The following is a 13610-nucleotide window of genomic DNA, read 5'->3' as shown; positions in this document are numbered from 1 at the left end:
ACAGGGCTGATAGGAGGGAACCCGCAGGTCAGGGCCTACGCCGTCAGCACTCGATGACGTTGACGGCCAGGCCGCCGCGGGCGGTCTCCTTGTATTTGACCTTCATGTCCGCGCCGGTCTGCTTCATGGTCTTGATGACCTTGTCGAGCGAGACGTGGTGGCGGCCGTCGCCGCGCATCGCCATACGGGCGGCGGTGACCGCCTTGACCGCGGCCATGCCGTTGCGCTCGATGCAGGGGATCTGGACCAGCCCGCCCACCGGGTCGCAGGTCAGCCCGAGGTTGTGCTCCATGCCGATCTCCGCCGCGTTCTCGACCTGCTCCGGGGTGAGCCCCAGGACCTCGGCGAGGCCGCCCGCGGCCATGGAGCAGGCGGAGCCGACCTCGCCCTGGCAGCCGACCTCGGCGCCGGAGATGGAGGCGTTCTCCTTGAAGAGCATGCCGATCGCGCCGGCGGCCAGCAGGAAGCGCACCACCGCGTCGTCCCGGTCCGCGGCGGACGTGGACGGCGAGCAGACGAACTGCAGGTAGTAGTGCAGGACGGCCGGGATGATCCCGGCGGCGCCGTTCGTGGGCGCGGTCACCACGCGGCCGCCCGCCGCGTTCTCCTCGTTGACCGCCATCGCGTACAGCGTGATCCACTCCATCGCCCGGGTGGACGGGTCGCCCTCGGCCCGCAACTGCCGGGCGGACTGCGCCGCGCGGCGCCGCACCTTCAGCCCCCCGGGCAGGATGCCCTCACGCGTCATGCCCCGCTCCACGCACGCCCGCATCACCTCCCAGATCTCCAGCAGCCCGGCCCGGATCTCCGCCTCGCCACGCCACGCCTTCTCGTTCTCCAGCATCAGCGCGGAGATCGACAGCCCGGTCTCCCGGGACAACCGCAGCAGCTCGTCGCCGGTGCGGAAGGGGTGCCGCAGCACCGTGTCGTCCAGCTTGATCCGGTCCTCGCCGACCGCGTCCTCGTCCACCACGAAGCCGCCGCCCACCGAGTAGTACGTCTTCGCCAGCAGCGTCGCGCCCGCCGCGTCGTACGCCGCCAGCGTCATTCCGTTGGCGTGGTACGGCAGGGAGCGGCGCCGGTGCAGCACCAGGTCGGCGTCGGGGTCGAAGGGCACCTCGTGGGTGCCCAGCAGCGGCAGCCGCCGCTCGGCGCGGATACGGGCCACCTCGTCGTCGGCGGTCTCGACGTCCACGGTGCGCGGCGCATGGCCGGACAGGCCCAGCAGCACGGCCTTCGGGGTGCCGTGGCCGTGCCCGGTCGCGCCGAGCGAGCCGAACAGCTCGGCGCGCACGGACGCGGTGTGGGTGAGCAGCGCCTCGTTCTTCAGGCGGTGCACGAAGATGTTCGCCGCCCGCATCGGGCCGACGGTGTGCGAGCTGGAGGGCCCTATGCCGATGGAGAACAGGTCGAAGACGGAGATAGCCACGGTGTCATTGCTCCTGGGGTTCGCGGACGCCGTTGTCCGCAGGGTGGTGCTGCGGCCGCGCGCGGCGGGCGGTGCTGCCGCCGGGACGGCGGGGTGCTGCTGCCGGGGTGGCGGGCACGGCCGCCCGCCACCCCGGCCGGCCCGGCTACAGCGCCGGGTACAGCGGGTGCTTCTCCGCCAGCGCGGTGACCCGCTTGCGCAGCGGCTCCACCTCCGACGGCGGGAAGGCCGGCGACGCGGTGAGCGTCGCCGCGATGATGTCGGCGACCTCGCGGAAGTCGTCGGCGCGAAAGCCCCGCGTGGCCAGCGCGGGCGTACCGATCCGCAGCCCCGAGGTCACCATCGGCGGCCGCGGGTCGTTCGGGACCGCGTTGCGGTTGACGGTGATGCCGACCGCGTGCAGCCGGTCCTCGGCCTGCTGGCCGTCGAGGGCGGAGTTGCGCAGGTCCACCAGGACCAGGTGCACGTCGGTGCCGCCGGACAGCACCGACACACCCAGCTCCGCCACGTCGGGCCGGGTCAGCCGGTCGGCGAGGATCTTCGCACCTTCCAGGGTACGGGTCTGGCGGTCCTTGAACTCGTCGGTCGCCGCGGCCTTGAACGCCACCGCCTTCGCCGCGATCACGTGCTCCAGCGGGCCGCCCTGCTGCCCGGGGAAGACCGCCGAGTTGATCTTCTTCGCCAGGCCCGCCCTGGCCAGGATCACCCCGCCGCGCGGGCCGCCGAGCGTCTTGTGGGTCGTGGTGGTGACCACGTCGGCGTACGGCACGGGGGAGGGGTGCAGCCCGGCCGCGACCAGCCCGGCGAAGTGCGCCATGTCCACCATCAGGTACCCGCCGACCTCGTCGGCGATCCGGCGGAACTCCGCGAAGTCCAGCTGCCGCGGGTAGGCCGACCAGCCCGCCACGATCAGCTGCGGGCGGTGCTCCTTGGCCAGCCGCTCCACCTCGGCCATGTCGACGAGGTTGGTCTCGGCGTCCACGTGGTAGGCCGCGACCTGGTACAGCTTGCCGGAGAAGTTGATCTTCATCCCGTGGGTCAGGTGCCCGCCGTGCGCCAGGTCCAGGCCGAGGATGGTGTCGCCCGGCTTGAGCAGGGCGAACATCGCGGCGGCGTTCGCCTGGGCACCGGAGTGCGGCTGCACGTTGGCGCTCTCGGCACCGAACAGCGCCTTGACCCGGTCGATCGCGAGCTGCTCGATCACGTCGACGTGCTCGCAGCCGCCGTAGTAGCGGCGGCCCGGGTAGCCCTCCGCGTACTTGTTGGTCAGCACCGAGCCCTGCGCCTCCAGCACGGCGACCGGCGCGAAGTTCTCGGACGCGATCATCTCCAGCGTGGACTGCTGGCGGCGCAGCTCGGCGTCGACCGCCGCGGCCACGTCGGGGTCGAACGCGTGCAGGGACTGGTTCAGCAGCGACATCGCGGGGTTCCCTCAGCTCTCGATGAAAGCGTCGTACTCGGCGGCGGACAGCAGGTCGGACGGCTCCTCGGCCACCTTCACCTTGAACAGCCAGCCGCCCTCGAAGGGGGCGGAGTTCACCAGCGACGGGTCCTCCACCACGTCCTGGTTCACCTCGGTGACCTCCCCGCCGACCGGCGAGTACAGGTCGCTGACGGACTTGGTGGACTCCAGCTCGCCGCAGGTCTCGCCCGCGGTCACCGTCGCGCCCACCTCGGGGAGCTGGACGAAGACCACGTCACCGAGCGCGTCGGCGGCGTGCGAGGTGATGCCCACGGTGGCCGCGCCGTCGGCGGGGGCCGACAGCCACTCGTGCTCCTTGCTGTAGCGAAGCTGCTCAGGGTTGATGCTCATGGGTGGATTCTCCCGGATCGGCAGGGGTGCTCGCGTGCGCGGCACGGCAAACGGAAAGGTAAGGGTGGGGGTGCGGGGGCGGGGGCGGGGGCGGGGCGCCAGGGTCCCGGCCGGTTCGGGCGCCAGCCGGTGCCGGAGCCCCGCGGTCAGTGCCGGGGCCCCGGCTCGCGCCGGTGCCCCGCGCTCAGCGCTCGCGCTTGTAGAACGGCAGTGCCACGACGTCGTACGGCTCCCGCGTCCCGCGGATGTCCACCGCGACGTCCGGTGTGCCGGGCGCCGCGTGCGCCGCGTCCACGTACGCCATCGCGATCGGCTTGCCCAGGGTCGGCGACGGCGCCCCCGAGGTGACCTCGCCGATCACCGTGCCCGAGGCGTCGGTCACCGGGTAGCCGGCCCGCGGCACCCGGCGGCCCCGCGCCACCAGCCCGACCAGCTTGCGCGGCGGCAGGTCGGCGGCCCGCTCGGCGGCGGCGCCCAGCGCGGCGCGCCCGACGAAGTCCCCGGGCTTGTCGAACTTGACCACCCGGCCCAGCCCCGCGTCGAACGGCGTCACCGCGGCGGTCAGCTCGTGCCCGTACAGCGGCATGCCCGCCTCCAGGCGCAGCGTGTCCCGGCAGGACAGCCCGCACGGCACCAGGCCCGCGGGCGCGCCGGCCTCGGTGAGCGCCTGCCACAGCCGCTCGGCGTCGCCCGGCGCCACGAACAGCTCGAAGCCGTCCTCGCCGGTGTAGCCGGTACGGGCGATCAGCGCCGGCACCCCGGCCACGGTGCCGGGCAGCCCGGCGTAGTACTTCAGCCCGTCCAGGTCGGCGTCGGTCACCGCCTTCATGATCGCCGGGGCCTGCGGGCCCTGGACGGCCAGCAGCGCGTACGCCTCGCGGTCGTCGCGGACCTGCGCGTCGTACCCCGCCGCCCGCAGCGCGACCGCGTCGAGCACGGTCTGCGCGTTGGAGGCGTTGGCGACGATCATGAACTCCTGCGCGCCCAGCCGGTAGACGATCAGGTCGTCGAGGATGCCGCCGTCGGGCGCGCAGATCATCGTGTAGCGGGCCCGGCCCACCGCCAGCGCGGACAGGTGGCCGACCAGGGCGTGGTCCAGCGCCTCGCCCGCCTGCGGGCCGGTCACGGTGATCTCGCCCATGTGCGACAGGTCGAACAGGCCGGCGCGGGTGCGCACCGCCTGGTGCTCCTCGCGCTCGCTGGCGTACCGCAGCGGCATGTCCCAGCCGGCGAAGTCGGTCATGGTCGCGCCGAGGGCGCGGTGCAGGGCGTCGAGCGCGGTACGGCGGGGTTCGCTCATCGGTGACGGGCTCCCAGGCTCGGTCTCGGTGAAGAGAGAAAGGGGACGACGGATCGGATGCTCCCCATCTGTCATCGGAACCTGAGAGGTTCACCGTGAACCCCGCACCGGCGGGTCACGGTTTGCACCTTGGGTGGGCGGGGCCGGGCGGGCACCCCCAGGGGTGCGCCGACGGCTCCGCCGCTTTTCAGATCTGCCTCGCCCGCGCGGTATCTGTGCCTGAGAGATTCAAGGGAGGACTTGCTCCTTCGGCGCCCGGCCCGCCGCCCGCGAGCAGGTCGCGTGCACCGGTCCGGGACTCTCCCGCGCGGCCTCGAACGGCCGGTATGCAAGTTGTCGGCTTCATCATTGCATGCCCAGGGTGCGCGGCCCCCGGCAGCCGTTAGGGTTTCCGGGGCACGACGCTACAGACGCGGTACTCGGGCGGACAAGGGTGGACATGGAGAATCCGGCGCCGTACACATGGCCGGCGAACGAGCTGGAAGAGGTGCTGAGCGCCAGCCTCGGCAACCCCTCGGCCACGCCCAGGCTGCTGGAGGTGCTCGGCCGGTCCCGGGTGTGGGTGCCGCTGCCGAACGGCGGCTCGCGCGAGGCGGCCGGCCTGGACCTGCCGACGGTCGTGCTGGGCGGCGCGCCCTACGTGCCGGTGTTCAGCTCCGAGCAGCAGTTCCGGCAGGCCGCGGACGGCATGCCCTGCACGGTCGCGCCGGTGCACGAGTTCGCCCGCGGGCTGCCGCCGCTGGTCGGGATCGCCGTCAACCCCGGGGGCGCGGTCGGTGTGCCGCTGCCGCCGGCCGCGGTGGCCGAGCTGTGCCGCCCGGCGCAGGGCGAGCGCCAGGCGGCGTTCGCCGGGGTGCGCGGCGGCGACGCGCCGCCCGGCGCCCGGGTGCGGCTGTGGGAGCCGGACCACGACGAGGAGCCGGTGGACTTCCTGGCCGCCGCGGCCGGCGAGTTCGCGGTCACCTCGGTGGTGCTGAGCGGCCGGCGGGCCCTGGCGGTGGTGGAGGAGGAGCCGCCGGCGCTGTTCGTCGGCGTGGAGCTGGACCGCTGGACCGAGGCGGACCGGTCGGCCGCGATGGACGCGCTCGGCCGGGCGATGGGTGCGGCCCAGCCGCCGTGGCCGGTGCACCTGATCCTGCTGGACGTGGCGCAGGACCCGGTGGGGGACTGGATGCTGGAGACGGTGCGGCCGTTCTTCGCCCGCGACTGAGCCCGGGCACGGCACGGCACGGCACGGGGCAGGGCCACGGCAGGTGCGGCTCGGCGCACGCGTTCAGCGGTCGTATACCGCGTCTATAGCCGGTTCGGTTTGAGTCGGCGGGCATACCGCTGGGCACACTCGACCTGGTTTGATGTCGTGCGAAGAGCAGTACGAAGGGAAAGGGGCGGTCCCACGTGATCGCGGGCGCGCAAGGCGGTGCGGCGCAGGCCGGCCATGTGGAGCAGATGCTGCTCCAGGTGGCACCCGGCCGGTTCGACGCATACGAGAACCTGCTCGCGTCACTCGCCGAGGGCCAGGTGTGGATGCTGCTGTGGCAGGGCGCCCCCGGCACGCCCGACGCGCAGTACGGCACGATGGAGATCGGCGGCTACGGCTACGCGCCGTGCTTCACCTCGCCGCGGGAACTGGCCGCCAGCGGGTGGAACCGCGAGCACGAAGTGGTCTCCGGGCGGGACATCGCCCAGACCCTCTTCCCGGACCGGTCCGGACTCTGGCTCAACCCGCACAGCGCCGGCGGCGGCCTCGGCATCCCCTGGGCCGACCTGCGCCGGATCGCGGTCGGCCTGGACCTGCTGCCCGCCGGGCCGCTCCAGATCGGCGAACCCTCGCTCCAGATGCCCCAGTTCTACGCGCTGCTCGCCCAGGCGGCGCACCGCACCTCCGCGGTGCGCGCGCTGCGCCAGGCGTGGGTGCAGCCGGTGCTCGGCGAGCCCTACCTCGCGATCGGCGTCGAGCTCTACGAGGGGGCCGGGCAGGCCGTGGAGTCCGTCCGGCTGATGATGCAGCAGGCCGTCGGCGGGGTGCCCGACTCGGTGGCCGTCTCCACGGTCGCCATGGCCGACCCGTACGACCCGGTCGCGCTGTGGATGCGTACGTTCGGCCGGCCCTTCTTCGACCGCTAGGCGACTGCGCGGCGATCAAGCGGCGGCTGTGCGGCGGCTGTACAGCGGCGATCACGCGGCCGGGCCGGGCGGGTGGACCGCCGCGTCCAGCAGGCCCAGGGGCGGGCTGCCCAGGTGCAGCAGGGCGGCGTGGAAGCGGGGCAGGGTGAACTCGGCGCCCCAGGCGCGCTGCGCGCGGGCGCGGGTGCGCAGGATCTCCAGCTTGCCCCAGGTGTAGCGGCCGTACCCGGCGTCGAAGGTGCCGCGCCGCGCCTCCGCGGCGGCGGCCGCCGGCGACAGGTGGGCGTCGCGCACGAAGTACCGCGCGGCCTCCTCCAGCGACAGCGCCCCGGTGTGCAATCCGATCGCGCAGGTGAGCCGGGTGACGCGGACCAGCGCTTCGAGGGCGACGCCGATCGCGAAGCGCGGGTCGCGGGCGCGGAAGCCCTCGTCGAGGCAGACCTCCTCGACGTAGTGCGCCCAGCCCTCGGCGAAGGACAGGCTGTGCAGGAGCCGCCGCACCGGGGAGGGGGCGCGGCGCAGGGCGCGGCCGTGCGCGAAGTGGCCGGGCGCGACCTCGTGGAGGGTGATGGACGGCAGGCTGGTGCGGCTGAAGACGGTCAGCCACTCCTCGCGCTCGTCGGCCGGCCAGTCCGGCTCGGGCGGGGTGACGTGGTACCAGGAGGGCGCGTCGGCCTCGGCGGGCGCGGACCAGGTCATCATGGCCATCGCCCAGCGCCGGGAGGCGGGTGCCGGGCCGACCAGGCACTCGCCGTCGACGTAGGGCGCAAGGCCCCGTTCCCGGGTGAACTCCACGGCCTCCTCGGTGAGCCGGGCCGCCTCGGCGATGACGCCGTCGGCGCCCGGGTGGTCGGCGAGCAGCCCCGGCAGGAGTTCGTCCACGCCGCGGCCCGGGTCGAGGACGCGGCAGGCGTCGGTGAGCAGTTCGGTGAGCCGGACGCGCTCCTTGTCGGCCTGCCCGGCCAGCTCGGTCAGATCCACCCGAAGGCCCTCCTGAGCTCCCATCAAGGCAGCCAGGGCCCGCCCGCCGAGCCGCGGGTCGGGGTCGCCGTGCTCGGCGACGTGCCGCAGGTGGCCCTCCAGCCGGGCGTGCGCGCGCAGTGCGGACCGCTCCACCTTGCCGCCGTCCGGGTCGAGGTCGGCGGCCAGTCCCAGCACCGGCCCGAGCAGCGCCTCGGCGACCGGGGCCCGTACCCGGTCCAGCGAGGCCAGCGCGGCGTCCACCGCGTCCGGCCACCGCGCCAGATGCGCCTTGCGGGCCTTCCTGCGGTCGGCGCGCGGGGCGTACTCGCGGTCGTAGCAGGCGAGTTCGAGGTTGGACAGGTGCGGGTAGGGGTCGCGGCGGTGCAGCTCCAACTCGCCGTACTGCACCCGCAGTGACTCCTCGAAGACAGCCAAGTGGGCCTCGTCGTGCGGGTCCTGGAGCGGTCCGGCGCTCCGGGCGGCGCGGGCCATCGCGGCCAGGCCGGCGCGCACCCCCTGGGGGGAGAGGTCCTGCACCTGTCCGTCGTACTCGTGCAGGCCCGACATCTCGCGGGCCTGGGGCACCATCAGGTCGCAGACCGCGCGCAGCCGTTCGTCCATCTGGTGACCGTACCCCGAGGTACGCGTCGGTAACGATGAAAGAACCACCCACATCACAGTTGCGCATCCCTTCTCCGTGGGGTCTGGCGGGTGATCGCCGACCGGAAGAAGAATCCAGCGGCAAGACGCCTTGGCGTTGACATGTCCCAACCGCAATGCGCGTAGTGGATACGCACGTCGCACGCATGATCACGAAGAGCGTTCACTGCGGGTGACGGCCGTTTCGTACGCAACCGAAGCACCACAGGCACCAAGTGACGAGGAAGCCGCTACCGCGGCGGGCGCGCGCCGGTCACCACCGGCGAGAGGGGTCGGCAAAAACGCCATGACCGCACCTATCGAGACCACCTCCGGACAGGCGGCGGCAGACCCGGAGGCCGTCCTGAGCGGGGCCGGGCGAGGCATGATCGAGGGCCGTTCGCTCGGGCAGATAGCCTGGCGCCGGCTCAGACGCGACAAGGTCGCGATGGCCGGCGGTGTCGTGGTGGTGCTGCTGGTGCTGCTGGCGATCCTCGCCAAGCCGATCGAGATGGTCTTCAACCTCGACCCGAACGCCTTCCACCAGAACCTGGTCGACCCCGAACTGCTGGCGCCCAAGGGCGGCTGGGGCGGGATGAGCTGGTCCCACCCGTTGGGCGTGGACCCGAAGTTCGGCCGCGACATCCTCGCCCGGATCGTCGAGGGCTCCTGGATCTCCATGCTGGTGGCCACCGGCGCCACCGTGCTGTCCAACGTGATCGGCACCGTGCTCGGCATCATCGCCGGCTACTACGGCGGCTGGGTGGACAGCCTGATCAGCCGGCTGATGGACGTGTTCCTCGCCTTCCCGCTGCTGCTCTTCGCGATCTCCATCTCCGCCTCGCTCCAGGACGGCGCCTTCGGGCTGAGCGGGCTGCCGCTGCGGATCTGCGTGCTGATCTTCGTGATCGGCTTCTTCAACTGGCCCTACATGGGGCGGATCGTCCGCGGCCAGACCCTCAGCCTGCGCGAGCGCGAGTTCGTCGACGCCGCCCGCGGCATGGGCGCGCGCGGGCCGTTCATCCTCTTCCGCGAGCTGCTGCCGAACCTGGTGGCGCCGATCCTGGTCTACTCCACCCTGCTGATCCCCACCAACATCCTGTTCGAGGCCGCGCTGAGCTTCCTCGGGGTCGGCATCGCGCCGCCGCAGGCGTCCTGGGGCGGCATGCTGACCAGCGCGGTCGACGTCTACCAGTCCGACCCGCAGTACATGTTCGTGCCCGGCCTGGCGATCTTCATCACGGTGCTGGCCTTCAACCTGTTCGGCGACGGGTTGCGGGACGCCCTGGACCCGCGCAGCAAGTGATCCCGCAGGGACACCCATCGAACCCCGGGTGGCACCCCGTGTGCCGTGCGGCGCACCGCGACCGACCCGGCGACTCCATAGGAAGTGAGGGGCGTAACCCGGTATGAACACCAGAAAGGTGACCTCCGCCATCGCGCTCGGTCTGGCGATGGCACTCGGTGTGTCCGCCTGCGGCGGCTCGGGCGGCAGCAAGAGCTCCGGCAAGAAGGACCAGGCGCTCACGTCGATCGTCAACGCGTCGACGAAGAAGGGCGGGACGGTCACGGCCGACCACTCCAGCGGCCCCGACTCGCTCGACCCGGGCAACACCTACTACGGCTGGGTGCAGGACTTCTCCCGGCTCTACGCCCGTTCGCTGCTGACCTTCAAGCCGGCGGCCGGCAAGGCCGGCCTGACGGTGGTCCCCGACCTGGCGACCGGGCTCGGCACCGCCAGCGCCGACGCCAAGACCTGGACGTACCACCTGCGCACCGGCGTGAAGTTCCAGGACGGCACCACGGTGACCTCCAAGGACGTCAAGTACGCGATCGAGCGCAGCAACTTCGCGCCCGAGGTGATGTCCAACGGCCCGGTGTACTTCAAGAGCTACCTGGCCGACGACAGCACGTACCAGGGCCCGTACAAGGACAAGAGCCCGGACGGGCTGAAGTCCATAGAGACGCCTGATGACCAGACGATCATCTTCCACCTGGCCAAGCCGTTCGCCGACTTCGACTACCTGGCGACGTTCTCGCAGACCGCGCCGGTCGAGCAGTCCAAGGACACCGGCGCGACCTACGTGCAGCACATCCAGTCGACCGGCCCGTACAAGTTCGCCTCCTACTCCGAGGGCAAGGGCGCCACGCTGGTGCGCAACCCGGAGTGGAGCAAGGCCACCGACCCGATCCGCACCGCGCTGCCCGACAAGTACGTGCTGAAGTTCAACATCAACCAGCGCACCATCGACAACGACCTGATGGCCGACAACGCCACCGTCGACCTCCAGGGCACCGGCGTCGAGGCCGAGACGCAGTCGAAGATCCTGGGCAACAAGAACCAGCTCTCGCACACCGACGACGCGATCGCCGGCGCCACCTCGTACATGGCGCTCAACCTGCACGTGGCGCCGTTCGACAACATCAACTGCCGCAAGGCCGTGCAGTACGCGGTGGACAAGACCTCCGTGGTCAACGCCGAGGGCGGCGCGGTCAAGGGCGACGTCGCCACCACGCTGCTGCCGCCGTCGGTGAACGGCTACACCAAGTTCGACGAGTACCCGACCGCCGGCAACAACGGCGACGTGGCCAAGGCCAAGGCGGCGCTCGCGGCCTGCGGCAAGCCAGGCGGCTTCACCACCACGCTCACCGCGCGCAGCGACCGGCAGCCCGAGGTGGACGGCGCCACCGCCATCCAGGCGGCGCTGAAGAAGGTCGGCATCACCGTCAACATCAAGACCTTCCCCGCCGACAAGTACTTCTCCAACTACGCGGGCGTCCCGGACTACGTGCACTCGCACGACGTCGGCATGATGATGATGGCGTGGGGCGCCGACTGGCCCACCGGCTACGGCTTCCTGGACCAGATCGTCGACGGCGGCGCGATCAAGCCGTCCGGCGGCAACAACCTGATGGAGCTGAACGACCCGAAGATCAACCAGGCGCTGGCCGCGGCGATCTCCAACACCGACGCCGCCGCCCGCACCAAGGCCTGGGGCGACATCGACAAGATGGTCATGGCGAACGCCTCCGTGGTGCCGCTGATCTACCGCAAGAACCTGCTCTACCGCCCGAGTTCCGCCACCAACGTGACGGTCACCCAGGCGTACCTGGGCATGTACGACTACCTGCTGATGGGCTCCTCGAAGTAGCCGCAAGGCTCCTACGCACCGAAAGGCAGGTGAAGGCTCCGGCGTCCGCCCGGTCCGGCCCGCGATCCGGGCCGGGCGGACGCCAGCCGGAACGGCCGTGACCGCTTACTTCATCCGTCGCGTGTTCGCCGCGATCGTGCTCCTGCTGGTGGTCAGCATGATCACCTTCGCGATCTTCTTCCTCGTGCCCCGCATCGGCGGCCAGACCACCACCCAGCTCGCCACGCAGTACGTGGGCAAGGACGCCAACCCGGCGGCCGTCGCGGCGATCAAGAGGAACCTCGGCTTCGACCTGCCGCTCTACGAGCAGTACTGGCACTTCCTCAAGGGCCTGGTGGCCGGCGCCGACTACCACTACGGCCCCGACCCGGTGCACTGCCACGCACCCTGCTTCGGCTACTCCTTCAAGAGCCACGTCGAGGTGTGGCCGCAGCTGAAGTCCCGTATCCCGGTGACGTTCTCGCTGGCCATCGGCGCCGCGGTGATCTGGGTGATCACCGGTGTCGCGGTCGGCGTGGTCTCCGCGCTCAAGCGGGGCACCATCATCGACCGGCTGTCGATGGGCGTGGCCCTGATGGGCGTGTCGCTGCCGATCTTCTTCACCGGCATCCTCGCGCTGAGCGTCTTCACCGTGCAGTGGCCGCTGTGGAGCAACGGCATGAGCTACGTGTCGTTCACCGACAACCCCGCCGACTGGGCGTGGAACCTGCTGGTGCCCTGGTGCAGCCTGGCCTTCCTGTACTCCGCGCTGTACGCCCGGCTGACCCGGGCGGGCATGCTGGAGACGATGGGCGAGGACTACATCCGCACCGCGCGCGCCAAGGGCCTGCGCGAGCGGGACGTGGTGGTCAAGCACGCGCTGCGCTCCACGCTCACCCCGATCGTGACCATCTTCGGCATGGACTTCGGGCTGTTGGTCGGCGGCGCGGTCATCACCGAGCAGGTCTTCTCGCTGCCGGGCATGGGCGCCTACGCCATCCAGGGCGTGACCGCCAACGACCTGCCCATCGTGATGGCCGTGACCTTGGTGGTCGCCTTCTTCGTCGTGGTCTGCAACCTGCTGGTGGACCTCGCCTACGCCGTTCTCGACCCCCGCGTGAGGTACTCGTGAGTTCCGCCGACAGGCTGCTGAAAACCCCGCAAGAGCCGCCCGCCGCGCAGGACGCGTACCTGTCGGTGCGCGACCTGCGCATCCACTTCGACACCGACGACGGCCTGGTGAAGTCCGTCGACGGCATCAGCTTCGACCTGCCGCGCGGCCGCACCCTGGGCATCGTCGGCGAGTCCGGGTCGGGCAAGTCCGTCACGTCCCTGGGCATCATGGGCCTGCACCGCACCGCGCGGGCCCGGATCTCCGGCGAGGTGTGGCTGGACGGCGAGGAACTGGTCGGCGCCCCGCCGGACGCGGTACGGCGGCTGCGCGGCCGCAAGATGGCGATGATCTTCCAGGACCCGCTGTCGGCGATGCACCCGTACTACTCGATCGGCAACCAGATCGTCGAGGCGTACCGGGTGCACCACGCGGTCAGCAAGAAGGAGGCCGCCCAGCGGGCCATGGACATGCTCGACCGGGTCGGCATCCCCGAGCCGCGCAAGCGCTTCCGGGACTACCCGCACCAGTTCTCCGGCGGCATGCGGCAGCGCGCGATGATCGCGATGGCGCTGGTGAACAACCCCGAGCTGCTCATCGCCGACGAGCCGACCACCGCGCTCGACGTCACCGTGCAGGCCCAGATCCTCGACCTGATCCGCGACCTCCAGCAGGAGTTCGGCTCCGCGGTCGTCATGATCACCCACGACCTGGGCGTGGTCGCCGAGGTCGCCGACGACCTGCTGGTGATGTACGCGGGCCGGGTGATCGAGCGCGGCACCGCCGAGAAGCTCTTCAGCGAGCCCAAGCACCCCTACACCTGGGGCCTGCTCGGCTCCATGCCCCGGCTGGACCGGGAGCGCACCGACCGGCTCAACCCGGTCAAGGGGACGCCGCCCAGCCTGATCAACGTGCCGAGCGGCTGCGCCTTCCACCCGCGCTGCCCCTACGCCGAACTGACCGGCGGCGCCTCGCAGTCCGAGGTGCCCGAGCTGCGCGAGGTCGCCGCCGGCCACGTGGCCGCCTGCCACCTCGGCGACGAGGAGCGGGTCAGGATCTGGACCGAAGAGATCGAGCCGAAGCTGTGAAGGGCCGGGACG

General features: G+C 71.6%; 11 protein-coding genes and 1 riboswitch. Of the genes, 6 read left to right on the top strand and 5 right to left on the bottom strand.

Going from position 1 to position 13610, the window contains the following annotated elements; translation table 11 throughout:
* Positions 1 to 43: 43 nt before the first annotated feature.
* The 4 genes from WA788_RS09725 to gcvT all read right to left on the bottom strand — a co-directional run bounded on the left by WA788_RS09725 (position 44) and on the right by gcvT (position 4542).
* Positions 44 to 1429 (bottom strand): L-serine ammonia-lyase, encoded by a 1386-nt coding sequence (locus WA788_RS09725; RefSeq protein ID WP_335974338.1) that lies wholly within the window; start codon positions 1427 to 1429, stop codon positions 44 to 46.
* Between the two features lie 145 nt (positions 1430 to 1574).
* On the bottom strand, positions 1575 to 2849 hold the full coding sequence (gene glyA, locus WA788_RS09720; protein ID WP_335974334.1) for a serine hydroxymethyltransferase: 1275 nt from the start codon (positions 2847 to 2849) through the stop codon (positions 1575 to 1577).
* Between the two features lie 12 nt (positions 2850 to 2861).
* Complete coding sequence (gcvH, locus tag WA788_RS09715; protein WP_335974330.1) at positions 2862 to 3242, bottom strand: glycine cleavage system protein GcvH; 381 nt, start codon at positions 3240 to 3242, stop codon at positions 2862 to 2864.
* A gap of 184 nt (positions 3243 to 3426) precedes the next feature.
* Positions 3427 to 4542, bottom strand: a complete 1116-nt coding sequence (gene gcvT, locus WA788_RS09710; RefSeq protein ID WP_335974328.1) for a glycine cleavage system aminomethyltransferase GcvT — start codon at positions 4540 to 4542, stop codon at positions 3427 to 3429.
* 197 nt (positions 4543 to 4739) lie between these two features.
* Positions 4740 to 4858, bottom strand: a riboswitch (glycine riboswitch).
* 123 nt (positions 4859 to 4981) lie between these two features.
* Between gcvT and WA788_RS09705 the strand changes: the two genes are divergently transcribed.
* Complete coding sequence (locus WA788_RS09705; RefSeq protein ID WP_335974325.1) at positions 4982 to 5752, top strand: enhanced serine sensitivity protein SseB; 771 nt, start codon at positions 4982 to 4984, stop codon at positions 5750 to 5752.
* A gap of 185 nt (positions 5753 to 5937) precedes the next feature.
* Positions 5938 to 6666 carry an enhanced serine sensitivity protein SseB C-terminal domain-containing protein gene (locus tag WA788_RS09700; RefSeq protein WP_335974322.1) on the top strand — a complete coding sequence of 243 codons (729 nt, stop codon included), beginning with the start codon at positions 5938 to 5940 and terminating at the stop codon, positions 6664 to 6666.
* 51 nt (positions 6667 to 6717) lie between these two features.
* Here WA788_RS09700 and WA788_RS09695 read toward each other — a convergent pair whose 3' ends face one another.
* The gene (locus tag WA788_RS09695; RefSeq protein WP_335974318.1) at positions 6718 to 8250 is read right to left on the bottom strand and encodes a DUF885 family protein; all 1533 of its coding nucleotides are present in this window, start codon (positions 8248 to 8250) and stop codon (positions 6718 to 6720) included.
* 325 nt (positions 8251 to 8575) lie between these two features.
* Between WA788_RS09695 and WA788_RS09690 the strand changes: the two genes are divergently transcribed.
* The 4 genes from WA788_RS09690 (at position 8576) to WA788_RS09675 (ending at position 13598) form a co-directional block, all read left to right on the top strand.
* Positions 8576 to 9574: an ABC transporter permease gene (locus WA788_RS09690; protein ID WP_335974315.1), complete on the top strand. Its 999-nt coding sequence runs from the start codon at positions 8576 to 8578 to the stop codon at positions 9572 to 9574.
* A gap of 103 nt (positions 9575 to 9677) precedes the next feature.
* A complete protein-coding gene (locus WA788_RS09685) occupies positions 9678 to 11420 on the top strand; it encodes an ABC transporter substrate-binding protein (RefSeq protein ID WP_335974312.1) in 1743 nt (580 codons plus the stop codon).
* 97 nt (positions 11421 to 11517) lie between these two features.
* Positions 11518 to 12531, top strand: a complete 1014-nt coding sequence (locus WA788_RS09680) for an ABC transporter permease (protein WP_335974309.1) — start codon at positions 11518 to 11520, stop codon at positions 12529 to 12531.
* Entirely contained in the window at positions 12528 to 13598 is a 1071-nt protein-coding gene (locus WA788_RS09675; protein WP_335974306.1) for an ABC transporter ATP-binding protein, read from the top strand. The genes WA788_RS09680 and WA788_RS09675 overlap by 4 nt, the downstream gene beginning before the upstream one ends.
* Positions 13599 to 13610 lie beyond the last annotated feature (12 nt).

Origin of the sequence: Streptomyces sp. CA2R106, assembly GCF_037034245.1 — a bacterium.
Classification (GTDB): domain Bacteria; phylum Actinomycetota; class Actinomycetes; order Streptomycetales; family Streptomycetaceae; genus Actinacidiphila.
The sequence above is the reverse complement of the archived record's forward strand: the minus strand, read 5'-3'. Positions and strand labels throughout refer to the sequence as shown.